The 25,091-nt window shown below is 71.7% G+C and carries 18 protein-coding genes; 5 read left to right on the top strand and 13 right to left on the bottom strand.

All coding sequences use genetic code 11. The features are described from left to right. Positions 1–11 precede the first annotated feature (11 nt). Positions 12–827 (bottom strand): BTAD domain-containing putative transcriptional regulator, encoded by an 816-nt coding sequence (locus tag ACFYRY_RS11600; RefSeq protein WP_389142674.1) that lies wholly within the window; start codon positions 825–827, stop codon positions 12–14. Positions 828–1,095: 268 nt separating this feature from the next. Between ACFYRY_RS11600 and ACFYRY_RS11595 the strand changes: the two genes are divergently transcribed. Then, positions 1,096–1,704 (top strand): response regulator transcription factor, encoded by a 609-nt coding sequence (locus ACFYRY_RS11595; protein WP_356765135.1) that lies wholly within the window; start codon positions 1,096–1,098, stop codon positions 1,702–1,704. 101 nt (positions 1,705–1,805) lie between these two features. Further along, positions 1,806–3,677, top strand: coding sequence for a leucine-rich repeat domain-containing protein (locus ACFYRY_RS11590; RefSeq protein WP_389142671.1), 1,872 nt, complete (start codon positions 1,806–1,808; stop codon positions 3,675–3,677). Between the two features lie 70 nt (positions 3,678–3,747). Here ACFYRY_RS11590 and ACFYRY_RS11585 read toward each other — a convergent pair whose 3' ends face one another. The 4 genes from ACFYRY_RS11585 to ACFYRY_RS11570 form a co-directional block, all read right to left on the bottom strand. Then, the gene (locus tag ACFYRY_RS11585) at positions 3,748–4,935 is read right to left on the bottom strand and encodes a sensor histidine kinase (RefSeq protein ID WP_389142668.1); all 1,188 of its coding nucleotides are present in this window, start codon (positions 4,933–4,935) and stop codon (positions 3,748–3,750) included. Positions 4,936–5,030: 95 nt separating this feature from the next. Continuing rightward, positions 5,031–6,566 carry a SagB family peptide dehydrogenase gene (locus ACFYRY_RS11580; RefSeq protein WP_389142665.1) on the bottom strand — a complete coding sequence of 512 codons (1,536 nt, stop codon included), beginning with the start codon at positions 6,564–6,566 and terminating at the stop codon, positions 5,031–5,033. Positions 6,567–6,595: 29 nt separating this feature from the next. Then, a complete protein-coding gene (locus ACFYRY_RS11575) occupies positions 6,596–8,875 on the bottom strand; it encodes a TOMM precursor leader peptide-binding protein (protein WP_389142663.1) in 2,280 nt (759 codons plus the stop codon). Then, positions 8,872–9,060 carry a hypothetical protein gene (locus ACFYRY_RS11570; protein WP_389142660.1) on the bottom strand — a complete coding sequence of 63 codons (189 nt, stop codon included), beginning with the start codon at positions 9,058–9,060 and terminating at the stop codon, positions 8,872–8,874. Before ACFYRY_RS11570 ends, ACFYRY_RS11575 begins: the two co-directional genes overlap by 4 nt. A 242-nt stretch (positions 9,061–9,302) precedes the next feature. Here ACFYRY_RS11570 and ACFYRY_RS11565 point away from each other — a divergent pair, with 242 nt between their 5' ends. The 3 genes from ACFYRY_RS11565 to ACFYRY_RS11555 all read left to right on the top strand — a co-directional run bounded on the left by ACFYRY_RS11565 (position 9,303) and on the right by ACFYRY_RS11555 (position 11,999). Continuing rightward, positions 9,303–9,659 (top strand): SCP2 sterol-binding domain-containing protein, encoded by a 357-nt coding sequence (locus ACFYRY_RS11565; RefSeq protein WP_389142657.1) that lies wholly within the window; start codon positions 9,303–9,305, stop codon positions 9,657–9,659. Further along, on the top strand, positions 9,656–11,287 hold the full coding sequence (locus ACFYRY_RS11560) for an acyl-CoA carboxylase subunit beta (protein WP_389142654.1): 1,632 nt from the start codon (positions 9,656–9,658) through the stop codon (positions 11,285–11,287). Before ACFYRY_RS11565 ends, ACFYRY_RS11560 begins: the two co-directional genes overlap by 4 nt. Positions 11,288–11,573: 286 nt before the next feature. Then, positions 11,574–11,999 (top strand): DUF3291 domain-containing protein, encoded by a 426-nt coding sequence (locus tag ACFYRY_RS11555; protein WP_356765158.1) that lies wholly within the window; start codon positions 11,574–11,576, stop codon positions 11,997–11,999. Positions 12,000–12,096: 97 nt separating this feature from the next. Here the strand turns inward: ACFYRY_RS11555 and ACFYRY_RS11550 are convergent, their stop codons facing one another. The 8 genes from ACFYRY_RS11550 to ACFYRY_RS11515 form a co-directional block, all read right to left on the bottom strand. After that, the gene (locus tag ACFYRY_RS11550; RefSeq protein WP_389142651.1) at positions 12,097–12,720 is read right to left on the bottom strand and encodes a hypothetical protein; all 624 of its coding nucleotides are present in this window, start codon (positions 12,718–12,720) and stop codon (positions 12,097–12,099) included. A gap of 2 nt (positions 12,721–12,722) precedes the next feature. Beyond that, entirely contained in the window at positions 12,723–13,469 is a 747-nt protein-coding gene (locus ACFYRY_RS11545) for an SDR family oxidoreductase (protein WP_389142648.1), read from the bottom strand. Between the two features lie 24 nt (positions 13,470–13,493). After that, positions 13,494–14,351 (bottom strand): lysophospholipid acyltransferase family protein, encoded by an 858-nt coding sequence (locus tag ACFYRY_RS11540; RefSeq protein ID WP_389142645.1) that lies wholly within the window; start codon positions 14,349–14,351, stop codon positions 13,494–13,496. A 7-nt stretch (positions 14,352–14,358) separates the two neighbouring features. Continuing rightward, complete coding sequence (locus ACFYRY_RS11535; protein ID WP_389142642.1) at positions 14,359–15,393, bottom strand: tetratricopeptide repeat protein; 1,035 nt, start codon at positions 15,391–15,393, stop codon at positions 14,359–14,361. A 100-nt stretch (positions 15,394–15,493) separates the two neighbouring features. Continuing rightward, positions 15,494–16,402 (bottom strand): hypothetical protein, encoded by a 909-nt coding sequence (locus ACFYRY_RS11530; RefSeq protein WP_389142639.1) that lies wholly within the window; start codon positions 16,400–16,402, stop codon positions 15,494–15,496. Between the two features lie 8 nt (positions 16,403–16,410). Next, entirely contained in the window at positions 16,411–19,302 is a 2,892-nt protein-coding gene (locus tag ACFYRY_RS11525) for a beta-ketoacyl synthase N-terminal-like domain-containing protein (protein ID WP_389142636.1), read from the bottom strand. Beyond that, positions 19,289–20,125 (bottom strand): 4'-phosphopantetheinyl transferase family protein, encoded by an 837-nt coding sequence (locus ACFYRY_RS11520; RefSeq protein ID WP_389142634.1) that lies wholly within the window; start codon positions 20,123–20,125, stop codon positions 19,289–19,291. The genes ACFYRY_RS11525 and ACFYRY_RS11520 overlap by 14 nt, the downstream gene beginning before the upstream one ends. Next, on the bottom strand, positions 20,097–25,085 hold the full coding sequence (locus ACFYRY_RS11515) for an SDR family NAD(P)-dependent oxidoreductase (RefSeq protein WP_389142631.1): 4,989 nt from the start codon (positions 25,083–25,085) through the stop codon (positions 20,097–20,099). Before ACFYRY_RS11515 ends, ACFYRY_RS11520 begins: the two co-directional genes overlap by 29 nt. Between the last annotated feature and the right edge of the window lie 6 nt (positions 25,086–25,091).

Raw genomic sequence — 25,091 nt, 5'->3', positions numbered from 1 at the left:
CGGCCGTCGGCTCACGCGGCGAACATGTCCAGCACCCTGCGGCCCGGCCCGCGCTGCGGGTGGTCGAGCAGCAGGTCCCCGCCGAGGATGGCCCGCTGGAGCCGCTGGAGCCTGGGCGAGGGGTCCAGGCCCAGGTCCTCCACCAGGCGGTGGCGCAGCTTGGTGAAGGTCGCCAGCGCCTCGGAGGGGCGGCCGGAGCGGTAGAGGGCGATCATGTGCTGGGCGTGCAGACCCTCGTGGAGCGGCTGACGGGCTGTCAGTACCACTAATTCGGTGAGGAGTTCGGCGTGCCGACCCAGGTACAGCTCGGCGTCGATCCGCCGCTCCAGCACCCCGAGCCGGCTCTCCTCCAGACGCACCCGCTCGATCTCGAGGACGGCGCCGCAGCGGATGTCCGCGAGGGCCGGGCCGCGCCACAGGTCGAGTGCCTCGGTGTACACCTTGACCGCGGCCTCGTCCTCGCCGGTGTCGAAGAGGCGCTGCCCCTCGGCCGCGAGGCGGTCGTACTCCAGTACGTCCACGCAGCCGGTGGGCACGATGAGGCAGTAGCCGCCGTGCCGGTAGACCAGGATCTCCTTGGCGTTGCAGTGTCCGCGGACCGAGGCGTCGATCAGGCGGCGCAGCCGCAGGATGTAGGTCTGGAGGGTGGTGGAACCGGTCCGCGGAGGGTTGTAGCCCCAGAGCTCCTCCATGATCATCGACACCGGAACCACTCGGTTGGAGTGCAGAGCCAACAGGGCCAGGATCTGGCGCATCTTGGCTGCTGACGGTAGGACCGGGGCGCCGTCCTTGTCCGCGTTGAGCGGCCCCAGCAGGGTGATATCCATCTGGTCCCCAGGTGGCTAGGAAGGGACGTACGAGCGCTCGCGGCCCCCGTACTCTGCGTAGTACATCGACAGTCCCATGGGCGGGGCCTCGCCCGACAGTGCAGGCATCCCCGGTCCGCGGTGACCCGGTCAGGGGGCCGACTATGAAGGATTCACGGTCAGTTGGGCACAGAGGACGGGCGAGTCGGCCCGGATGTCTTGACCGTTCGAATACCATGCGTGCGGGTACGTGCGCGGCATCACGGCCGTCGGACGGGGGAGGTCTGGCTTGATCCGCATCGTTATCGCTGAGGACATGCACATGGTGCGCGGTGCCCTGGTGGCACTGCTGGAGATGGAACCCGACCTCAAGGTGGTGGCTCAGTTCGATTCCGGCGACCGGTTGGTGCCGACCGCGCTGGAGCTGCTCCCGGACGTCGCGATCGTGGACATCGACCTGCCGGGGCTGGACGGGCTCAGTGCGGCCGACCAGTTACGCACGGCGGTGCCGACGTGCCGGGTGCTGATTCTGACCAGCCTCGGTCGTCCCGGTACCTTCCGGCGGGCGATGGCCGCGAAGGTGTCCGGGTTCCTGCTGAAGGACGCGCCGCCGGACCAACTGGCCGACGCGGTACGGAGGGTGGCGGCGGGGGGCCGGGTGATCGACCCCCAACTGGCGCTGGCGGCCTGGGAGGTCGAGGAGAACCCGCTGACGCGGCGCGAGGTCGAGGTGATGAAGCTGGCCGCCGACGGAGCGGAGGCGATGGAGATCGCCACCCGTCTCTTCCTCTCCATCGGCACCGTCCGCAACTACCTCACCAGCGCGGTCACCAAGCTCAACGCCCGCAACAGAGTGGACGCGATCAGAATCGCCGAGGACAACGGGTGGCTGACCTGAGGGGGGTGGGCGCGGGGGACGACTGATCCGTCGCGCGCCGAAGAGCGGGCAACCGGCGATCATCCAGATCCCCCTCTGATGCCCGCCCTAAGCTCCCAGCCATGACATCCCAGAACCCCGTTTCCACCGACGCGTCCGACGTCCATCCGCTGGTCGTCGAACTGCGCGGCCTGCTCAGCACCGCCACCCCCGTACGGGCGCGCAAGGCGATACGTGAACTGCTCACCGTCCACGACGGCGGGGCCGCCCTCGACCTCGCCGCCCGTTTCGCGCCCACCGCCGCCTACTCCGGTGACCTTCTGTTACGCGAACTGCCTCGCGCCGCCGACCCGGACCGCTTCTGCGAACTCCTCCTCGCCCCCGCTTTCGCACGTGAGGGCCGCACCGAGCTGCGGCTGCGCCGGATCACGTCGCTGCGCGGCCTGCGCCACCTGACCATGCTCCGGACCCTCCACGTGGACCGGTGCAAGGACGTCACCGACCTCGGCGACCTTGCCGCGCTGACCTCCCTCACCGACCTCGACCTCAACGGCTGCGCCGGGATTTCCGACCTCGCGCCGCTGAGCACCCTGACCGCGCTCACCCGGCTCAATCTGCACCGTTGCCGTCAGGTCACCGACATCCGCCCCCTGCTGACCCTGAGCCGCCTGCGTGAGCTGGACCTCAGCATGACCAGGGTGCGCGAGGTCACCGGACTGCCCGCGGCCATCCCGGACCTGCGCACCCTCACCCTGCGCGGCTGCCGTTCCTTCCGCGACGCCCAGCAGCTCACGGGGCTGATCCGCCTGACCACGCTGGACCTCGGCTGGACCGGCCTGCGCGACCTCAAAGGCCTCACGGACCTACCCGCCCTCACCGAACTCGACCTCAGCAGCTGCGCCTCGCTGACCACCGTGGAGGGCATCGACACGCTCACCGGCCTGACCGAGCTGCGGATCACCGACTGCCGCAAGCTGGTCACCCTCGCCGGCCTGGGATCCCACCCGGGCCTGACCGAACTGACGGTGGACGGCTGCTCCGCGCTGCGCGACGCACGCGGCCTGGGGTCTCTGTCGGGCCTCGCCTACCTCTGTTTCAAGGACTGCGCGCATCTCACCACCCTCGACGGGCTGCAGGGCTCACCCATCGACCGGTTCCGCGCGGAGGGCTGCCCGGTCCTGGCCGACTTCTCCGCCTTGGAGCACGCCCCCAGGCTCCGCAGCCTCGACGCGCTCGGTCTGGACGCGCTCACCGGCCTCTCGCAGCTACCCGACATGCCACTGATGGACGACATGCGGTTCATCGGGTGCCCGTCCCTGCGCGCCCTGGACGGCATGCGGGACTACCCCTCGCTGCGGAAACTGATGATCTGGCGCTGCGCGGCCCTGAAGTCGGTGGATGGCATCGGTCACCTGCCTGCCCTGAGCGAGCTGGAACTGTGGGACGTCCCCCTGGTCACGACACTGGGGGAGCCGGGTGGGCTGCCGGACACCGACCGGCTGGTGCTGAACAACTTGCCGCTGCTGACCGACATCGGCGGGCTCGCCGGACCGCACCTCCCCCGGCTGGAGCTGCTCAACCTGCCCCTGGTGCGAAGTCTGGCGTTCCTGGAGACGAAGCCCGAGCTGAGGAGGCTGAGACTGTCCGAGTGCCCCCAGGTGTCGGATCTGCCCGCCCAGCTGACCCACCTGGAGGCATCCGGACTCCCCTGGCCGGACCTCTCCCCGCTGAAGCGGCTCACTGCCCTGACCACGACGGCCCTGCGCCTGAGGGACCTGACCGACATCGCGGGTATCGGCGCCTTCCCGGAATTGGAGCGGCTCAGCCTCGCAGGCTGCGACCGGCTGGAGGACTGGACGCCCCTGCTGGAGGTCCCCCGGCTGCGGGAGCTGCAACCGGGTCAGGACTACGGCCGCCAGCGGCCGTACACCCCCGTGCTCCAGCGGCTGCTGGCCAAGGGAGTGACCAAGGTCCCCTGGCACGTGAGCTGGTGACCCTGGCCCCCACAAGGCCCTGACAGTACTGACGGGTACGGCGGAGTGACGCGCGTCGACCTGGTCGGTGTCAGGGCTGTGGTCGGTTCGGCTGGGGGGAGTTCGTCGAGGTGCGGGGGACCTCGGCGGTCAGGCGGAACCAGCCGGCGGCGTCCGCTCCCGCCGTGAGCCGGCCACCTATCTCCTCGACGCGGGTGCGGAGGTTGCCGAGGCCGCTGCCGCCGTCCTGGGAGCCGGTACGGCGGGTCTCGTCGGCGCCGTCGTTGGCCACGACCAGGCGGACCAGGGGGCCGTCCGGGCCGCTGGCCGGGCCGGCCTCTATGACGCAGTGCTGGGCCTTGCTGTGCCGCAGGACGTTGGTGACGCCCTCGCGGATCACCGTGGCCAGCACCGTCCCGGCCCGGGAGGACAGCGGGCCGCAGTCCAGGTCGATGCGGGCCTCGATCTCGGCCGCGGTCAGCACGTCCTCCGCGGAGGCGGCCTCGGCGTCCAGTGACATCTCCCGGTAGCCGCGGGCCACCGACCGCACGTCGGCGAGGGCCTGCCGGGAGATCTGCAGGATGCCGACCAGCTCCTCGCGGGCACGTTCCGGCCGGGTGGCCACCAGTCGGAACGTCAGCTCGCTCTTGAGGGTGATCGCGGACAGCCCGAAGCCCAGCAGGTCGTGCAGGTCCCGGGCGAAGCGGAGGCGCTCGCGGGCCACCGCCATCTCCGCCAGCTCCTCGCGCGCCCGGTGCACTTCGGCCACCAGGTTGGACAGCCGGGTGAGCCCGTAGACGATGAGCCCGGTGAGCACGGTGGAGACGACGAGGTAGGAGGAGTCCACCCACCCGGTGCCCTCCACCACCGCGGCCAGTCCCGTCACCGCGACGATCACACCGAACGCCACCCAGCAGGCCGGCGCCGCGATGATCAACAGGGACGATCCCGCGAGGAACCCGCCCATACCGCCCCAGGTGACGCCGAAGAACAGCATGGGGACGTAGGTGAGGACGGCCTGGCCGAGCAGTGTCCAGAGGCCGTAGCGCTCCCTGAACCGCTCGGTGCCCGGATAGCTGTGCACGGTCTGGATGGCGAACAGGGTGACGCTGGAGAAGAGGCAGGCCGCCAGCAGCCAGGGCCCCGGATCACTGCCGATCACATTGAGCACGGCGATCAGCACGAACCCGCACAGCACCATCAGGACGATGGCGAAGGCCAGTTGCGGAGGAAGGGTGTCGCGCTGCTGTCTATCGGAACGCAGAAATCCGCGCAGCATCCACACACTCCCCCGTTGATGCTCACAACCGTGCCGTCATAGTAGACGGCCCCGGGCCGCGGTGGTGCTCCCCGACCCGGTCCTTCTCCCCCTGTTCAGACGCGGCCCACCGCAGCGGAACGTTCCGGCCAGTCCTGGCCGTTGACGGAAACCCGGTCGTCGAGGTGGTGCTCGTGACTCGGCAGCTGCTCGTCGGGCAGCGGCCCGAGGACGAAGGACCCCACCGGCGACTCGCTGCGCCAGTCCAGTCCGAGCGCCCCGGCGCACACGGTGACGTCCTCGCTGCACACCGCGCAGCCGGCCAGCCCCATCGCGGACCCGACCAGGTAGAACGTCTGGATGAGCGCCCCGACGTGCTTGAGCACCAGCGCGTACGCCAGTCCGCTGTACTTCCAACTCAGCCGCTGGAAGCGCGAGGTCAGGGTGATCAGCACGGGCGGCGGGGTGGCCAGCGCCGCGGCCGCCATCGCTCCCGCGGACAGTTCACCGGCCGCCGCCGGGTCCTCGTTGACCAGCACCAGACAGTGGTCAAGCGGGTCGTAGTAGTGGATGCCGGAGGGCAGTTCGGGGCAGTCCCGGACGGTGAGATACAGCTCCAGGTCGTAGGCGGCGCCCCCGGTCGGGTACGGGCGGTCGCTGGCCGGGTAGGCCGTCTCGCCCTCGCCGGCCATGCCGATCGAGCGGACCCGTGCCGTCCGGTACAGGAACTCGCCTAGGGTGCGCAGGCTCAGGGCGGATGTCCCGTACGCGCGCACCGAACGCCGTCCCTCCAGCGCGGTCGTGAACGGCGGGTCCCGGTCCAGGAGTTCGTCGAGGTCGGGCCTCGGCAGCCGGACCACCGTGCCGCTCGGCGGGTTCTTCACGGCGGGCTGCGGTTTGATCTGCGCGGCGTGCGCGAAGGTCGCGCCGTAGTCGCCGTCGTCGCGGCCCATGACCGAACGGGTGTGGAAGAGCATGTCGTTCGCGGACCAGGTGCGCAGCACCGGGTCCTGGTCCTCCTCGAAGTCCCCGTCGGCGGTCCGGGCCACCAGCACCATCCCGGTGCCGATGAGGTAGCCGAGGATCTCCCGCACCACCGCACGGGCCAGCGGGACGTGGTCGCCCGCCGTGGCCTCCGAGACGGGCCGGCCGAGCGCCGCGACCACCCACTGGGCCTCGGGCCGGTGCAGCAGCACCCGGTGCAGCGACAGCGGGGACTCCAGCTGGAACAGGTCCCCCTCGCGGCGCAGCACCGCGAACCGGGACAGCTTCAACAGGGCGCCCTCGGGCGGGGGTTCGGGGGTGAAGCGGGCGGCGTTGGTGAGCGGGACCGCGGACAGCAGCACCTGGCCGTTGTCGGCGAAGGCGAGGGAGCGGACGACCAGGTCCTGGAGCCGCAGCAGCGCGCGCTGCCAGGACCGGTGGCCGCCGGGGGTGACGTTGTCCAGGCTGACCGGTCCCAGACTCATCCGGCGCAGGGTCTCCACCAGGCCGGGTTCCGGGTTGCGGACCCGCAGGTCCGACCAGCGGCCGTGGAGTTCCACCGCGGTGCCGTCCTCGGCCGTTTCGACACGGACGTCCTCACGCAGCGACCACAGCGTGGTGATCGTCTCCGGATGGTCGTGGTCGTCGATGCGGGATGACTGCAGCACGGTCGGCTCCTGGGGGGAAGAGGGGCGGGTCAGACGAACAGCGGCACGGGGTTCAGGTCGGCGCGGGCGACCGGTTCCGGCAGTCGTCCGAGGGCGACGGGGACGTCGTAGAGCCTGCCGGGGGCGAACCGGGTCCAGAACGAACGCAGTCCGGGGACGAGCACCTTGACGACGGGCAGGCCGACGTCGGGGCGGGTCTGGTCGAGGACGAGCAGGTCGAGTCCGCGGGCGCGCACCGCCGAGGTGACGGCGGTGAGGTCGTCGCGCAGATCGGTGCCCGTGGGGAAGGAGAAGTCGGCCAGGGTTCTCGCGGCGGTGGAAGCGGGCCGGAGATAGGGCTGGTTGCGCGTCGTCGCGCCCCGCCACCAGTGCAGCAGCTCGGGGTCGTTCAGGGCGTAGCCGCCGCCGTCCGCGCGGGCGTCGACCGCGGCCGGGAGCAGCTGGTTGAGCTCGGTCAGCGCCCGGCGCAGGGCGATCCTCGCGTCGAGGTGCGCGCCGAAGCCGAAGACGATGTCCTCGGCGGCCTTGTCGGTACGGCGGGACAGCGCGGCGAACACGGGGATGCCGAAGTCGGAGGTGAGGTCGAGCGCCCACACCTCACGGCCGAGGCCGCGGTGGACGTCGATCAGCTCCTCGGTCCACAGGTCGGCTCCGGCACGCAGGTCCAGGGCGGGCCGGGGGGTGCGGTTGTACCACCACAGGGCGACGGCGTCCCGCTCGACGAGTTCCAGGAAGCCCTGCAGGACGGCGTCCTCCAGGCTGCTGCCGGCCGCGTTGCCGTTGGAGTCGGCGTGCATGAACCGGCGGCCCGCGACGGGGTCCTGGCGTTCGGCGGCGGTGGCGAAGTAGAGCAGTGCGGTGGGCAGCAGCCGGTGGCGCTGCCCGGTGAGCGACCAGACGGGGGTCCAGTCGACCTCCGCGTTCTCGTCGAAGCGTTCGGGGACGTGGTGGAACCCGGAGTGGGTGGCGTTCCACGCGTCGCGGCCGGCGTACTGCTCGTCGGCGTACAGCTGGCAGGTGTCCGGGTGCACGGCGAGACCTTCGAGGTCCCGGTAGCGGGCCCGGGTGCGGTACTCGTCGCCGTGCAGACAGCCGGAGTAGCGCTCGACGGCTTCGCACAGCGCGCTGACCTCCGCGTCCAGCGCGGTGACGCCCTTGCCGCCGTTGACCTGGCGCAGGCCGCCCAGCAGCGCGCTCAGGCCGGGGGTGCCGGAGACCGGGTTGGGACCGGAGTTGAAGCTGTTGAGGAACGCCGGGCCGCCCTCGATCCGGGTGATGCCGGCGACGACACCGGTGACCGGGCTGACGAGGTGGCCGTACGTGTCGAGCATCTGTTGCGCGGAACGGGAGCGGTGGCCCCCGCCGCCGCCCGGGGCTTTGGGCCGGGACCGCGGGACGACGGGGGTCAGGGCGCGCTCGGCGGCCAGGCCCGGGTCGCCGCAGTCGGCGCACTGCGGCCGACGCCGCACCACGTGGTGGCGCGAGCCCAGGGTCAGGGTGTCGAAGGTGAGCAGCCGGTCCTGGCCGGAGTGGTGTCCGGCCAGCCACTTGGCGGCCTCGATCGCCGCGAGGTGCAGTCCGGCGCCCAGGGTGCAGGGGATGCCCGCGGCGGGGCCCGGTACCGGGCCGGTGCGGCCCAGGGCGGCGCCGACCTGGGACTCGATGCCGCGGTGCAGCCGTACCGGGTGGGCCAGGCAGGACCAGCAGGCGCCGGTGCCGGGGCGGAAGACGGGGCCGACCCAGATGGTGGCGCCGCTGGGCTTGGCCAGCAGCCAGGGCCGGCCGCTCGCACGGTGTTCGGCGTCCAGCGCGGCCAGTTCCGGGGCGAGGTAGTCGTCGCAGATGACGACGGTGAGGGCGGCGTCGGCCGCCTGCTCGGTGGTGACGGCGAGCCCGGAGGCCCGCAGCGCGCGGGCGGCGTACGCGGCGTCGATGTCGCCGACGGTGCGCAGCTCGACGACTGTGGACGCGGTCCGCAGTCGGGTCCGGTGTCCTTCGAGGCCCGCGAGTTCCCAGTAGGCCTCGGCGCTGTGGTCGGCCGGCTCGGAGCACGGGTGCTCCCGGTACTCGATGAAACCGGCGTCGGCGAGTTGGGTGAGGAGGGCGGTGAGCCGCTCGGCGGGCAGCGGTTCGGGGCTGTCGCGCAGCAGCGCGGGCAGGTCCCGGCTGCCGTCGAGGAGCGGCACGACCGCTTCCAGATGGGGTGCCCTGAGGGCGGTGATCCCGTGTTCGGAGATCAGGTAGGTGGCGTCGTCCGGCACCACCTCCGCGCGGAGGTGGCGCCGGAACCCGATCAACGTCCGGTTCATGAGGCGTGGTTGCTCGCATAGCAGAGAGTGAACAGGGCGGGCCTGCTGTTGGGTGCCGTCAGCACTTCGATCACCAGGTCCATGGGCTCGTCCTGCCCGGTGTACGGGAGGAACGTCTCCTGGTGCTGCTGCGGAGTGACGGTGGAGCGGCTCTCCTGCGTGACGACCTGACTGATGTGCGTCATGGGGAAGCTCCTGCTTCGAAGGTGTGGTGCCCGGTGCGGACATCAATCAGCATGCGGGACGGGCGGAGGCGGGCACAGTCAAGGCGTCACCGGCCCCTTGTGAGGAATTCACACGTCCTCACGGACACTGATCGGTCCACCGACGGTCCACCCGCCTGCCAGGTCCTGCCTGCATGGTCGACGCAAAGGCTCCAGCCCCAGGACGGCTTCAGCCGCGATAAGCGCAGAAGGAGGGAGGACCCATGGTGGCCGCGGACCTGAGAAACGACGCGGAGCGGTCTCTCGACCAGCTCTTCGACTGGTGCTGCGCGGGCACGGGGGCCCGGCCGCCCGGCCGGCCCGGTGTGTTCCGCTTCGTCGTCACGACCCCGACCGGCACCCGCACCCGCTATGTGACCAGCACGGACGAGGGCACGACGGTGCTGAGGAGCGCGCCGTACCCGCCCAACTCCACCGTGCAGGTGAGCCAGGAGGACCTGACCCGGCTCGTCCTCGGTGACCTGCGGGGTTCGATGGCCTTCGCCACCGGCGCCCTGCAGATCGAGGGGGACGTCTTCCTCGCGATGACCTGGATCGACCAGCTGAGGAGGGGACTGTGACCGTCCTGTCCCAGGAGAGCGTCCCGGGCACGGGTGAACCGGGCGCTGCTCAAGTGCCCGCGGAGCCCGCCCAGTTGACGGGCGGCAGCGGGAGGCTGGCCGAGCTGCGGCATGTGAAGCAGCAGGCGCTGGCCGGACCCGACCCGAAGGCCACCGAACGGCAGCACGCCCGCGGCAAACTGACCGCGCGTGAGCGCATCGCGCTGCTGCTGGACGAGGGCTCGTTCACCGAGATCGAGGGACTGCGCCGGCACCGCGCCACCGGTTTCGGCCTGGAGGCGAAGAAGCCGTACTCGGACGGTGTGATCACCGGCTGGGGCACGGTCCACGGCCGGACCGTCTTCGTCTACGCCCATGACTTCCGCATCTTCGGCGGCGCGCTCGGCGAGGCGCACGCCCAGAAGATCCACAAGGTGATGGACCTCGCCGCCTCCGCCGGTGCCCCGCTGGTCAGCCTCAACGACGGGGCGGGCGCCCGGATCCAGGAGGGGGTGACGGCGCTGGCCGGGTACGGCGGCATCTTCAGCCGCAACACCCGCTCCTCCGGGGTCATCCCGCAGATCAGTGTGATGCTCGGCCCGTGCGCGGGCGGCGCGGCCTACTCCCCCGCGCTGACCGACTACGTGTTCATGGTCCGTGAGACCTCGCAGATGTTCATCACCGGCCCGGACGTGGTCCGCGCGGTGACGGGTGAGGAGATCAGCCAGAACGGGCTGGGCGGCGCCGACACCCACGCGTCGATCTCGGGTGTGGCGCACTTCGTGTACGACGACGAGGCCTCGTGTCTCGAAGAGGTGCGCTACCTGCTGTCGTTGCTGCCGCAGAACAACCGGGAGCTGCCGCCCCTCGACATGGGCGACGACCCCGACGACCGGGTCTGCGAGGCGCTGCTCGACCTGGTGCCGGAGGATCCGTCGCGGCCGTACGACATCCGCAAGGTGATCGAGGAGATCACCGACCACGGGGAGCACTTCGAGGTGCAGTCCGGGTGGGCGGGCAGCGTGGTGTGCACGCTGGCCCGGCTCGGCGGGCAGGTCGTGGGCATCGTCGGGAACCAGCCGCAGGCCCAGGCCGGGGTGCTGGACATCCACTCCTCGGAGAAGGCCGCGCGGTTCGTGCAGACCTGCGACGCGTTCAACATCCCGCTGGTGACGCTGCTGGACGTGCCGGGTTTCCTGCCCGGGGTCGACCAGGAGCACGGCGGCATCATCCGGCACGGCGCCAAGCTGCTGTACGCGTACTGCAACGCCACGGTGCCGCGGATCCAGGTGATCCTGCGCAAGGCGTACGGCGGCGCGTACATCGTGATGGACTCCCGGTCGATCGGCTCGGACCTGTCGTTCGCGTGGCCCACCAACGAGATCGCGGTGATGGGCGCGGAGGGCGCGGCCAACGTGGTCTTCCGCCGGGAGATAGCCGCCGCCGACGACCCGGAGGCGGAGCGGGCCCGGCTGATCGCGTCCTACAAGGACGAGCTGATGCACCCGTACTACGCGGCCGAACGCGGCCTGGTGGACGACGTGATCGACCCCCGGGACACCCGCCGGCTGCTGATCACCTCCCTGCGGATGCTGCGCGCGAAGCACGCCGAGGTACCGGCCCGTAAGCACGGAAACCCGCCGATGTAGGGGCGGTTCGGGTGGGCGGCGCACCGGATGGGTAGGGCCTGTCCGGTGGATCGGGTCGGAGGGAAGCCACGACGCCTCATCAACGTCCGCGAGCGGTGTCTGGTGCGTGCAGCTGCAAGGCGGAGGAGGGAGTCGACGCGGAGCGTCGGCGACCGACGACAACGCCGCAGATGTGCGTGCCAGACACCGCGTCTCCGACATGATCCGCCGGGCAGGCCCTGAGTCCGGTGCGCTGTCCGTTCGGCGCCCAGTTCTTCCGTTTCACCACACTCACTGAGGAGTTCCGATGAGTCACACCCTCCCCTGGTCCAACGGGCCGGCGGCCGGGGCCGGAGGCGGTCAAGTCGTCGTCATGGCATCCCGGTTGAAACTCAAGTCGCTGGTGCGTGTGCCGCGCTTCTTCATCCTGTCCGGGGGCGTCTACAAGCAGGCGCAGAACTCCCCCGGGAACGTGGGGGTCTCGCTGCGGGCCGATCCCTGGCACAAGACGTTCTGGACGCTCTCGTCCTGGGAGAGCAGGCAGGCGCTGCAGTCGTACATCCAGACCGATCCGCACCTGTCGGTGATGACGAAGCTGAAACCGGCCATGCGCGAGTCGTTGTTCACCTCCTGGAAGCAGGACGCCGCGCTGCCGCCGAGCTGGGACGAGGCCGACCGGCGGCTGGCCGAGCAGGAGGCGCGTCGCGCCGCCGCGGATCCGCAGGTCGGATGACGCGGCACGGCTGACGCATCACACCCGCCGGCTCGCGGGTAGGCACGCAAGTACGGGTACGACGGCAGGGGACGCCGTCGTACCCGTACGTCTGTGGTCACACGTACCGCGGCCTGGGGGCCGGCCCGAACAGGTGGCCCACCGCGTCGGCCAGCCTGCCCGCGCCGACGCCGTACCGCTGGGTGCGCAGGACGAACCTCAGGTGCGGGCGGGCCGGATCGAACTCGTCGGTCAGCAGCGGCGGGAGCAGCGCGGCCGGTGTCCTGCGCATCAACTCGGCTCCGGTGCGCAGCAGTTCGACGCCGGGTCGGCGCAACGGGCCGGGCAGCCAGTCGAGGACCGGGATACGGACCTCGACGGGCTCCTCCGGGTAGCGGTCGGGGCCGGGCACCGACGGATCGGGGCCGGGCACCAGGCGGCGTACGGACGGGGGCGCCGCGGCGAGCTCCTCGGCCAGCAGACTGACGGTGTGTTCCGCCCCGTCGAGGACGACCAGCACGTTGCGCCGGGCGGCGAGGTGGGCGGTGAGCGCGGCGGCGTCGGCGGCCTGGGGCCAGATGCCCACCGGACGCCAGCGCCCGGGGCCGGGCCTGCTCCACAGCATGCGGCGGCTCCCCTCGAAGACGACCAGGGTGCCGCCGTGACGTTCGGTGGCGAGGGTCTGCGCGGTCTGCCCTGCCTGCACTGTCTGCTCTGTCTGTGCGGTCTGGGTTGCCGTCATGCTCACACCGACTTCGCGACGAGGGCGAGCGGCAGATGCCGCAGCACCGCACCGGCCGGCGCCCACGGCCACGCGGGCACATACGCCTTGGCCGGTTCGCGTTCCATCGCGCGTACGAGGAGTGCGCAGCCCTTGTCGGTGTCCATGATGAACGGCGTCTTCTCCAGGTTCTCGTTCATCTCGGTGCGGATGTAGCCGGGGAACAGCGCGGTGACCTTCAGCGGCGTGCCGAGGACGTCGGCGCGGATACCGTCGGCGAGGGTGGCGAGGCCGGCCTTCGAGGCGGCGTACGCCGTCAGGTGCCGGGGCATGCCGCGGGCGGCGCTGACCGAGGACACCACCACGAGGTGACCGGAGCCCTGGTCCCGGAAGGTCTCCATGGCGGCCTCGCACTGGGCCAGGCCCGCGAGGAAGTTGGTCTCGGCGGTGGCCCGGTTGACCTCGAACCCCCCGGTGCCGACAGAGGCGCCCGAGCCGAGTCCGGCGTTGACGACGATCCGGTCCAGGCTGCCGAACTCCCGTCGCACGGACCGGAAGGCGGCCGCGGTGGCCTCGTAGTCACGGACGTCGAGTTGACGCACCGTCACCTGGATGCCGGGGTAGGCGCTGGTGAGTTCCTCGCGTACCTCCTCCAGCTTGTCGGCGCGGCGGGCGCACAGGGCCAGGTTCCGTCCCCGCGCCGCCAGTTGGCGGGCCATGCCGCGGCCGAGGCCCGAACTCGCCCCGGTGATCAGAATGTTCTTGCGCATGTCTCCTCGTTCCTCGGGCCGGGATCAGCCCGTCGCTGCGGCGGGTGCGGGTGCGGGAGCGTCGAGGGCCGGCCGCGGGCGGGGGGCGGCCGAGGCCCGGGCGAGGCTGTGCAGGACGGCGATCCGGCGCCGTTCGGTGCGGTCGAGGCCGTGTCCTCGTACGCAGGCCGCGACGGCGATCTCGTCGGCGCGGCGCCGGATGAGGCGGGCGCTCTCCTCGTCGGGGCGGCCGTAGGTGCGGCCGGCCCGTTCGCCGAGCTGCTCCATGCGGGCCCGGGCCCGGCCGCGCAGGTCGGCGATCTGGGCGCTGCGGGTGCGTCCGCCGGGCGCGCTGGTCAGCCGGGCGCCGAACACCAGGCGCGCGGTGGCCCGGTGCGGGACGACCTCGCCCTTGGGCAGGATCCGGTCGGCGCCGTGGATCATCACGGGGACGACCGGGATGCCGGTGCGGACGGCGAAGTAGAACGGGCCGTCGTTGAACGGGGCCAGGCCGCCGCCGGTCCAGCGGGTGCCCTCCGGGTACATGCACAGCACGTCGCCGCCGTCGAGGACCTCCGTCATGGCGGCGAGGGCGTTGCGGTCCGGTGTGTCGCTGTCGAGGGGGATGCAGCCGACGCTGAGCCTCACCAGCCGTTTGACGGGGTGGTTGAAGTTCGCGGCCTTGGCCGGGAAGTAGACGTGCTGGCCGCGGGCGCCGTAGAGGACGGTCTCCAGCAGGTAGTGGTCGAAGAAGCTCAGGTGGTTGGAGACCACGATGAAGGGTCCCTCGGCGGGGATGTGGCCGATGCCCTCCACCCCGTCGACGTGGTTTCTGGCGACCCAGTGGCGGAACGACGTGGACAGCGTGTCGTTGATCTTGAAGCTTCCCTTGTGCGGGTCCATCGACGGGTCATCCCTTTCCTCGGGCCCCTGAGGCGGTCGCGCCGTGCGGGGCCTGCTCTTGCTGGAGGGCGCGGCTCATCCGGATCGCGGACTGGCGGCGCCGCTGGGTGCGCGGGTGGTCGGCGGGGGCCTCGATGACGCGTTCCAGGGCGGACAGCGCGGCGGTGGGCCGGTCGGCGGCCAGCAGGGCTTCCGCGTGGCCGAGGACGTAGCGGGTGTCGCCCCGGCCGAGCCGGTCGGCGGCCTCCAGGTGGGCGACGGCGAGTTCACGGCGGCCGCCCAGCAGGCCGGGCGCGGACAGGTGCCAGCGGCCGAGCAGGTAGTTGGCCATGAGGTGGTCCGGGTCCCGGCGCAGCGCCTCCTCGGCGCCGGCCCGCAGCCGCCACAGCGCGGCGGCCTTGACGGGCAGCGGACGGGTCTCGTTGCGCAGCGCGGTCAGCCGCAGCCGTCCGACCCGCAGGTCGATGTTGTGCGGGTCGCCGAGCCGTCCCAGGTCGAGCAGGAGCGCGGCCTGCTCGTACAGGGTGCTGTCGGGCAGCGGGTCGGTGCGGCTGAGGAGCGCCTCGAAGACCCGGTCGAGATGGTGGGCGGCGGCGCGTGCGGAGCAGGGTCCGGCGGACCACTCGGGGTTCCTGGCCCGCTCCACGAGGGCGGTGAGGGCGGTGTGCCCGGCCCTGACGCGGTCCCGGACCGAGTGTTCGACCGGGTCCTGGGGCAGCGCGGGCCCGAAGACGACCCGGGTGCGGCGGCCGTCCGGCCACAGCGCGACGGGCAGGACGGGCGCCGTGGCCCGGTCCCCCGCCGACACGGCCTCGGCCACGCCCCGCACCACCACGGTCTCGTCGTAGGCGAGGGCGCTGAGCGCGTCGGTGCCCTCCAGCCGTCGGGTGGGCTTGCCGCGCACCGCGAACAGGGCGGTGTCCAGCGGGCGTTCGCCGTCGCCGCCGGCCAGCACCACCAGGGGGCCGTGCGCGGGGACGTGCTCCAGCCCCTCGACGGCTGCCGGTAAGCCTCGTACGGCGTGCTTGTTCTGCTTGAGCATGGCCGACCTCCCTGGTCCGCGCGGTCCTACGGTGGTGAAGTGCGGGTGGGTGCGGTGCGTCGGCCGCCGGGGCCTGCTCCGGGCCCCGGCGGCCGGGTCGTCAGGCGCGTACGGGCTCCTCCTCACGCGCCTTCCGCTCCGCCTCAAGCGCCTCCGGCAGCGCCATGTAGCGGCCCGTGAGGCCGGCCACCAGCAGGCCGACCAGCACGACGATGTAGACCCAGGTGAGCGCGTTGCCCCAGCGGACGTCGTCGGCGTACAGGCCGAGCGCGGCCATCGACAGGATGCTCAGCGTGACGTCGGTCAGGAAGCCGGCCCGCATCCGGTGCAGGTCGTGCTCCCACAGGGCCTGCCAGGCGCCGGCACCGAAGGCGAAGAACCAGGCGCCGAGCATCCGGGCGTCCAGCGGGTCCAGCTGCCAGGCCCAGTGGTCGCCGACGGCCTTGGGGGCGATCCACAGGGCGAAGGCGAGGCCCCACAGGACGGCGCCCATGATCGCGGTCGGGATGCTGACGTCGGCCCTCATCGGAGCCGGGCCACGCGGGTCGGCCACCTTGGGGCCGGTGTTGTGGACCTTGTAGACGAGGAAGCAGGTCACCTGGAACACCGCCAGCGAGGCCAGCCACAGCCAGGCGAAGACACGGGCGAGCGCCGGGCCCTCGGTGAAGTGGAACTGGTCGGCGTACACACCGGCCAGGACCAGCGCGGACAGCAGCAGGGTGATCGGGGCGAAGACGGTGCCGCGGGCGCTCGTCCAGTCCTTCTCCGGCAGGGTCAGCAGGAACATCGTGCAGGCGCCCGCGTAACCGGCGCCCAGCGCGGCGGCGCTCAGCGAGTTGCCCGTCTCCCAGGCGAAGAAGTCACCGGTGCGGGAGCTGAGGAAGTACAGCGGGACGAAGGAGAGCACGCAGTGGATGAGCACCGGCCAGAAGAACAGGCTGCGCAGCCAGGGGTGGACGGGCCTGGCGATCCGCTCCTCGGAGCGGACCGGCTCGATGATGGTTGCCATGGAAAAGGTCACCTCGTGACGGTGGGAGGGGTGGACGGGGCGGCGGAGCTGTCGGGACGGAGCAGACGCAGGGTCAGCTGGGCCTTGCGCGCGAGGTCGACCCACGACGCGTAGCTGAACCCGAGCCGGTAGCCGCCCGAGGACGGGGAGTTGATGCGGTCGAGCGGGACGAGTTCGCCCCTGGCCAGCTGTTCCAGCTGGGCCAGCAGACGCTCGTAGGTGGGGGCGGTCAGGAAGCCGGTGCCGGGGTCGTCGGGCGACGCGGCGACGGGCTGCGCGCTCGGCTCGTGCTCCTCGGTTACGGCGGGCTCGTCGTCGTCGACGACGGAGTCGTCCCGGCGGATGCGCAGCGCGTAGCCCCAACCGCTCTCGATCTGCGGGAGCTTGACCCGGACCAGGTCCAGCCGGGCGGCGTCCTCGTTCTCCTGGGCGGCCGCCTCGGCCCGCATCCGGGCGATCACCTCGACCGAGCGGATCGCGCCGTCGGCGCCGTAGAAGAAGGGGACGCCGGGCCGGGCGACCGGGATGTCGGCGTCGGCGCAGCCGACCCCGTCGATCACCGCGAGGACCTTCTCGTCCTCGGTGACCTTGTCGAGCGGCTTGACGACCAGGAAGGCGGCGCCCTCCGCGGGTGTCAGACCGTCGACGTCGTGGCCGGCCTCCTTGAGCCTGCGCTCGAAGAGGTGGGTGAACTCGGGGGTGAGGTTGGCGTGCACGCCGCCGACGAGGGCGACGTCGCACTCACCCTGTTCCAGGTTGCGCTTGGCGAGGCCGAGGGCGGTGCCGAAGGAGCACAGGTCGTCGTCGATGACGACACCCGGGCCGCGCAGGTCGAAGATGTTCTGGATACGGCCCGCGGTGATGTTGTCCATGTAGCCGGGCAACGCGTTCTCCCGGGTGAGCGGGATGTAGCGGTGCACCTCACGGGTGTAGCTCTCGACCAGCTCGGCGCGGGTCTTCTCGTCGAGCGCCCGGTACTCCGGTACGTCCTCAAGGGCCCGCTCGAACTCCACCAGGCGGATCCGGAAGTTGCGGGTCAGGCCGGATTCGAGGCCGCAGGTCGCGCCGACGAAGACACCCGCGTTGACCCGGTCGGCGGCGGGCGCCCCGTACTCCTCGAGGGCCTGCCCGGCCGCCATCACCGACAGCAGCTGCGCCCGGTCGAGGTCCTCCAGGACGTTGGGCGGGATGCGGTACGTCTTCCACGGGAAGTCCAGGTCGGTGACGACTCCGCCGCGCCAGGTGCCCTCGGGGTCGTAGATCGCGGCGGCGTCCGGGTGCCAGCGGTCCGCGGGGAAGCCGGTGACGCCGGCGCCCGGCGCCCGCTCGCCGACCAGGCCCTCGGTGTCCCGGGAGAACGGGGCGACGCAGCCGATGCCGAGCACCGCGAGCGGGGCGTTGGCCGTGGAGCGGCTGCTGTCGGTGTGGCCCTGCTGTTCCAGGGCGGCGTCGGCGTGGTGCACGGGGTCGTACTGCTCCACGATGACGCTGGTGTTGACGCCGCCGAACCCGAAGGCGTTGGTCAGCGCCCGCCGCGGCCGGCACTCCTCGGGCGCCTGCCACGGCTCGGAGGCGACCGGCACCCGGAACGGTGAGCCGTCCAGCTTCATCGCCTCGGGGGCCCGGGTGAAGGCGTGGGTGGGCGGCACGGTCTCGTGCTGGAAGGCGAGCAGGATCTTCAGCAGGTTGGCCATGCCGGCCGCCGAGAAGGTGTGCCCGATCTGGGCCTTGACCGAGCCGAGCCGGATGGAGCCGGGCTCCGCGCCGGAGTCCGCGTACAGCTGCTGGAGGGAGCTGACCTCGACGAGGTCGCCGGTGGAGGTGGCGGTGGCGTGGGTCTCGATGTAGTCGAGCTCCCCCGGCTGGGCGTCGGCGAGTTCCAGGGCGCGGCGCATGGCGGCCACCTGGCCGCGTGAGGACGGCGCGTAGATCGCCTTGCCCTTGCCGTCGCAGCGGGTGGCGACGCCGCGGATCACTCCGGCGATGGTGTCGCCGTCGCGGACCGCGTCGCTGAGCCGCTTCAGCAGGACGGTGCCGGAGCCCTCGCCGTTGATCAGGCCGCTGGCGCCCTCGTCGAGGGGGGTGGAGCGGGTGGCGGACAGGCCGCCGATCTTGGCGAAGCAGACGTTGCCGGTGATGTTCATGTTGCCCTGCACACCGGTCGCCAGGACCATGTCGTGGCTGCCGTCCTGGAGGTACTTGACGGCGGTGTCGATCACGGTGAGGCCGGAGGCGCAGGCCGCATCGCCGATCGCCGCCGGACCGGGCAGCCCGATCACCCGGGCGACCGCCTTGGCGACACTGACCTGGAAGACGTGCGCGGCGGGCCCGGAGTCGGCGTCGTACAGGCGGTTCTTCACCGCGGCCGGGAAGCCGTCCTCCAGGGCCGTCCGCTGCCCGCTCTCCAGCGCCTGGAAGGCCTCGCTGCCCCGCAGGTGGTGCAGTACCTCGGTGGCGCGGAAGGTGAGCGAGGACTCCATGACCTGTTCGTCGCCGAGCATGTTGCCGACGAACAGCGCGGTGTCGGTGGTGCTCAGCCGGCTCGGGCTGTACCCGGACATCCTCAGGGTCTGCAGGACGGTGTCGAGCACCATCAGCTGGGTGCGGTTGAGCTCGCCGACGGCCTCCCGGCCGATCCGGGTCAGTTCCTCCAGGCCGGACGGGCCGGCGTAGTCGTCGAGGAAGCCGCCCCAGCGGCAGTACGTCTTGTCGACGACACCCTTGTCCTCGTTGTGGTAGTCCTCCCAGTTCCAGCGGTTTTTCGGCGGCGAGTCGATGCCGATCCGGCCGCCCAGGATGTTCTGCCAGAACGTGTCGGCGTCGTACGAGTTCGGTGGGAAGACGCAGCCGTATCCCACCACGGCGATCGGGTCGAAGCCCTCGAAGTCAGTCCCAGGCACGGAGCTGCCCTTTCTGCTGGTGGCCGTCCGGCGGCCGGGGGGCCACGGAGGCGATGGCGAAGATGTGGTCGATGACCCGGCCGTAGCGGACGGCGACCCGGTGGCCCGGATCCGCCCCCGCGGGGAGGGTGATGTCGAAAACGCCGGCGTCGGTGTCGGCCGAGCGCAGCCGGGCGGTTCCCCAGCCGTACGCGAAGCCGATGCCGTACGCCTTGAGCAGTGCTTCCTTGACCACCCACAGCGCGGTACCGCGGTGGCCGGTGTCGAAGGCCTGGAACGCGGTCTCGGCCAGGGCGACCTCGTGGTCGGTGAAGACGGTGCGCCGCAGCGCGGGGCTGAAGCTGCGCAGCGGTTCCACGTCGACGCCGACCCGGCCGCCGTGGGCCAGGGCGCACACCGCGAACCGGAGGGTGTGCGCGAGCGAGATGTCCGTGACGTGCCGGCCGACGGTCCCGGCCAACTCGGGGGTACGGGAGGACAGTTCGGGTTTGCCCGCCCGGCCGCCCGGCTTGTTGCCGAGGACGGCGAGTTCGCTGGGTGTGACGGGCAGTCCGGCCCGTTCCAGGGCCAGACACACCAGCCGCTTGGCCGCGACCCTCCCGGCCAGCCACTCCACCCGCCGTTTCGGTACGGCGATGCGGGTGAGGACCGGGAGTTCGGCCGGGGCCAGGTAGTGCGCCCGGTAGGCCGCGGGGGCCGCCTCGTAGTCCCCGCGGACCTGTGCGATGGGGAGCCACTCGATGGTCACGGCGCCGCCCCCGGGCAGCGGGGTTCCGCTGCCCGGCAGGGCGGTCTCAGTCCAGGAGACGTGTATCGCCCTCATCACGCCCCACCTGTGTCACGACTAGGTCCTGGATCTCGCACAGCGGGTGGCCCGCCGCGTCGAGGATCCGGGTGCTGATGCGCAGGTCTCCGGGTTTTCCTCCTTGATCGGGTGCGACGGGTGCGACGGTCGAGTCGGTGTGCACGGTCTCGCCGGGCAGCGGCACGCGGTGGAAGCGCATCGCCGCGATGGAGACCGGCACCACATGGCTGCCGAGGTGGTGGTAGGCCCACAGCAGGGTGGAGCGCCAGGCGTTGTCGATGACGATGGGCAGGGTCCGCAGCCGGGGTGTCGGGGCGGCGGAGAACAGTCCGCGGCCGGCGTCGACCACGATCTCGCTCACCATCCGCCCGTCCTCGATGTCCCCGACGAACCCGATCCGCCGCACCTGGCGGAAGCGCGGGCCGAAGGTGATCTGCCGGGCGGCCCGCTCGTAGAACCGGTCGATGTCCAACTCGGTCGCCTTCTCGACGAGTTCGGCGAGTTCCGGGTCGGGTGCGGGCATGTCGTCCGGTCGCGGCGGCTGTGCTGCGAAGACGTATGTGCCGCGTGAGTGCACCCGGTCGGCCTCCAGGACCCGGCCGTCGGCGGTGACCAGGTCGGAGCGGATCTCGGCGCGGATCCGGCGGGTGCCGTCCGCCCGCTGCCCGTCCGCCTCGGCCTCCGCCTCGAACCGCAGGTCGAGGGGGAAGTTCGGCAGGTGTTTGACGAACTTCAGGAACTCGATGTTCTCCGCCGCGACGACCGTGTGTCCGGGGACCAGGAGCCCGGACGCCTGCACCTGGCCCTCGATGTGCAGCACCCCGGGGAAGGTGCCCGCTCCCTTGACCCGGTGGTCGTCGAGGTAGCGGTCGGCCCGGGGGTCGAGCCGTTTGACGGCCCGCACCCGGGTGTCGGTCACCTCCGACACCTGGTCGAGCAGGGGCAGTTCGACACGGTCCCGGACGCTGCCGTCGGGGCCGACGGGCACGGCTACCTGGGTGTGCGTGGCGTCCATCGACGCGTCCTGGCCGCCGTAGCTGTTCTTGCCGATCTCGCCGAAGACCAGCACCTCGGGGTCGTCGCCGCCCTGGAAGACCTCCCGGGCGAAGTGCTGCACCCCCTCCTCGACGCCCAGGTAGCGCAGTCCGCGGACCTCCTCCTGGACCCGCCGTACCGCCTCGGTGGCGGCCATGCCGACGTCGGACCAGCCGGTCCAGCACAGGGTGAAGACCCGCATGTCGGGGTTGCGGCGGGCGAGCAGCGCGGAGAGCTTGGAGACGAGGTCGGCGCCTGCCGTGTAGTCGACCTGGCCGTCCATGCCGAAGCGGCCGAGGAAGGACCCGAAGAAGCCGAAGAACTTCAGCTGGTCGTGCTTGACGGCGTGCCAGAGGTGGTGGGAGCCGTCGGCCTTGACCCGGACCACGTGCCGGGCGTGGTCCAGGGACTTCTTCGGCACGGTGGCGACCGAGTCGAGACCGGCGGCGTGCACGACACCGTCGATCCGCCCGTACCGCACCCGTACCGCGTCGATCGCCGCGGTGACCTGCTCGCCGTCGGAGACGTCACAGACCTCGTACACCGACAGCGGGTTGATGGCGTGCAGTTCCTCGATGTTCCGGTACAGCTCACGGGCGTTGGCGAGGGCCGCGAACTGCTTCTTCGCCTCGACCGGGGTGATGGCCGGGTTCTTCTTCTTGGCCTGCGGGAACCAGCCCTTGCCGAGACGGGCGAAGGCCTCGTCGTCCAGCGCCATCCAGTCCTCGGTGCCCTGGGCGGGGCGGGTGCGGCCGAGGATGACGACGCGCACGCCCTCCAGTCGGGCGAGTTCCTTCGCGCATTCGTAGGTGATCCCGCGCGAGCCGCCGGAGAAGACGACGACGCTGCCCGGGTCGAGACGCAGGGGTTGCTGGCGTTCGTTGGTCGCGATCTCGTGCGGGACCACTTGGACGATCTTGCGCAGTCCTCGGAGGTGACCCACCTCGACGGAGCGTTCCGCGTCGGTGGTGATCTCCGCGAGCAGGATGTCCGCGGCGCCGGCCGCGTCGCCCTCGGTGAAGTCGACGACCTTGACGCGGGTGTCCGGGAGTTCGAGGTCGAGGCTCTTGGCGAAGCCCGCGGTGAGGCCGCCCAGGGGGTCCATCGCGCCGTCGGACTCCAGGCCGAACACCCCGCCGACCGCGGTGGCCGCGAAGTAGCCGCCGTCGCCGCCGGCCTGCGTGAGGTCGGCGAAGTAGGCCTTGGCGGCGAGCAGGTTGACGGTGAAGTGCTGGTCGGCGGCCGAGCTCCAGTCGGCGGCGGGCCGGTCGAAGGAGGTGGTCGCGGCGACCGGGTCGGGGCCGGGGCCGTAGGGGTGCAGGTTGACGACGACCTGAACTCCGCTGTCGGTACGGGCTGTTGCCAGGGCCTTGGCCAGCGAGTCGGGGTCGGTGAAGTCGGCGCGGGCAGTCGGCCAGTCGTCGGGGACGGCTGCCTGTTCCGGTGCGACGACGTACGGCCGTGCGCCGCGCTCGGTGAGGCGCGGGAGCACCTCACGGGCGAGGGCCGTGTCCTGTCCGGTGATCACCACGACCGCCTTGCCGTCCACGGAGAACGGTGTGGCGTCGGGGTGGTCGAGAGGGCTCTCGACCGCGAGGGGGACGTACCGTCCGGCGATGCGGTCGATCGTGCGCTCCAGGACAGGCGGCAGCACCGGCCGAGCGGGTGCCGCCTCGGGTATGTGGCTGTCGTCGGTGCCGTCGCCGCCCGTGCCGGAGGTGGTGCCGCCGCGCGGGCTGCGTCCGGTGGCGGCCTGGAGGCCGGCCACGAACTCGGCGATCCGGTTGAGGGTGTTCAACGCCGACGAGTCGACGTCCTCCACCACCGGAAGCCCCAGCACCTCCCGCACCTCACCGAGGATCTCCGCCTGCTTCACCGAGTCGATCCCCAGATCCGCCTCCAGATCCAGATCCGCCTCCAACAGGTCAGCCGGATAACCCGTCTTGGCCTCCGCCACCTCCCACACCACCCGCTCCGCCTCGGCCAACTCCTCGGCCGTCGCCTGCGCGGGCTCTTCCGGTACGGGGGTTTCCTGTACGGCGGTCCCCTGAGCCGGTGCTGCCGGTGCGGGTGCCGCAGGTGCGGGCCGGGTGGCGGCCTGGAGACCGGCCACGAACTCGGCGATCCGGTTGAGGGTGTTCAACGCCGACGAGTCGACGTCCTCCACCACCGGAAGCCCCAACACCTCCCGCACCTCACCGAGGATCTCCGCCTGCTTCACCGAGTCGATCCCCAGATCCGCCTCCAGATCCAGATCCGCCTCCAGCAGGTCCGCCGGATAACCCGTCTTGGCCTCCGCCACCTCCCACACCACACGCTCCGCCTGGGCCAGGTCCTCGGCCGTCGCCTCAGCGGGCTCGGCGGGCTGGACGGGCTGGACGGGTTCGGCGGACACGGCGGACTGGATCGCCGCCGTGGCCTCCTCGACCGTGGCGGGCACAGGCCCCGCGGCGGTCTCCCGGCCCGTCGCGGCAGAAGTGCCGGTGCCGGTGCCGTCGCCAGTACCGGTGCCGGTGCCGGCTCCGGTGCCACGGGACGCGTCCGCCAGCTGGTCGAGCAGATGGCCGAGCGGGGCGTCCGCCTCGGTGGAGACGGTCGTGTCCGTCAGGCCCAGGTGCGCGGCGAGCGCGGCCGCCAGCTCCTCGCGGACCCGGGTGCTCAGCCCGAGGCCGGCGCCCATCAGCTGGGCGGGGTCGAGGAGCCGTACCGGATAACCGGTGTAGCGGGCGGCGACCTTGAGGAGCTCCTCGCGCAGTTGCGCGGTGGTCGGGGCGCTCTCGGCGGCCGGCTCCGGCGCGGCGGCGGTCTGCTCCTCCATCTCGCCGCCGGTCAGTCCGTGCACCTCGGCGAAGGCGCTGAAGCGGCGCATGCTCTCCACCGCGCCCAGCGACTGGATGTTGGTCGGGGTGACCAGGACTTCCTTGTCGGAGTCGGCGAGGATCCGCTCGGTCAGCCCGGACAGGATCGACTTGGGGCCGACCTCGACGAAGCTGTTGTGACCGTCCGCGTGCAGCCGGCCGACCAGCGCCTGGAAGCTGAACGGCGTGACCAGCTGACGGGCGAGCAGCAGCGGCAGGTCCTGGACGTCCTGCTCGGTGTAGTAGTCGCCGATCACCGTGGACAGCACGGGGATCTTCGGGGCGTGCCAGTCGAGCGCGGCGAGGGTGCGCTCCAGATGCGGTACGGCCTCCTCCAGCAGGTCGGAGTGGAAACCGTGCGAGACCCTGAGCCGGGTGGCCTTGATGCCGCGTTCCAGGCACAGCGCGGCGGCCCGGTCGATGGCCTCGGAGTCACCCGAAAGCACCGTCTGGTCGGGCGAGTTGACCAGGCTCTGGACGAGGTAGCCGCCCTGGCCCCCGCGCAGCAACAGCAGCAGTCGGGAGAGCTGTTCGCGGCTGCGGTCGCTGTCGGTCTGCAGGCTCAGCATCCCGCCGCGCCGGGCCTCGGGGATGACCTTGACGGCCACGCCCCGCCCGTACACCGCGCGGACACCGTCCTCCAGGGAGAGCGCCCCGGCCGCGACGAGGGCGCTGATCTCGCCCAGGCTGTGCCCGATGTGGGTCTCGGCGGTGATGCCCTGACTCTCCAGCAGCCGGTGCGCGACCATGCTGCCGGCGAAGATCGCGGGCTGCATGACGACCGGGTCCTGGAGTTCCTTCACCGGGTCGTTGCCGCCGGAGCTGAACATCCGGCTGGTCAGGGTGTGTCCGGCCAGCGAGCGGTAGGTCTCGTCGATCCGCTCGAACGTCTCCGCGGCGACCGGGTTCTCGGCGGCGAGGTCGGCGAACATGTCGGGGTACTGCGCCCCGTGGCCGGGGAACAGGAAGGCGGTGCGCAGGTCGACACCCGTGGTGCCCAGGTAGACGCCCTGGGCCTGGAGGGCCCGTCGGCTGGCGGCGGAGATCTTCTCCCCGCTGCGGGCTTCGGTCGGTGTGATGGTCACTTTTCT

Source organism: Streptomyces sp. NPDC005263 (genome assembly GCF_042872365.1).
Taxonomy (GTDB): Bacteria; Actinomycetota; Actinomycetes; order Streptomycetales; family Streptomycetaceae; genus Streptomyces.
This window is presented reverse-complemented; position numbering and strand designations above follow the sequence as displayed.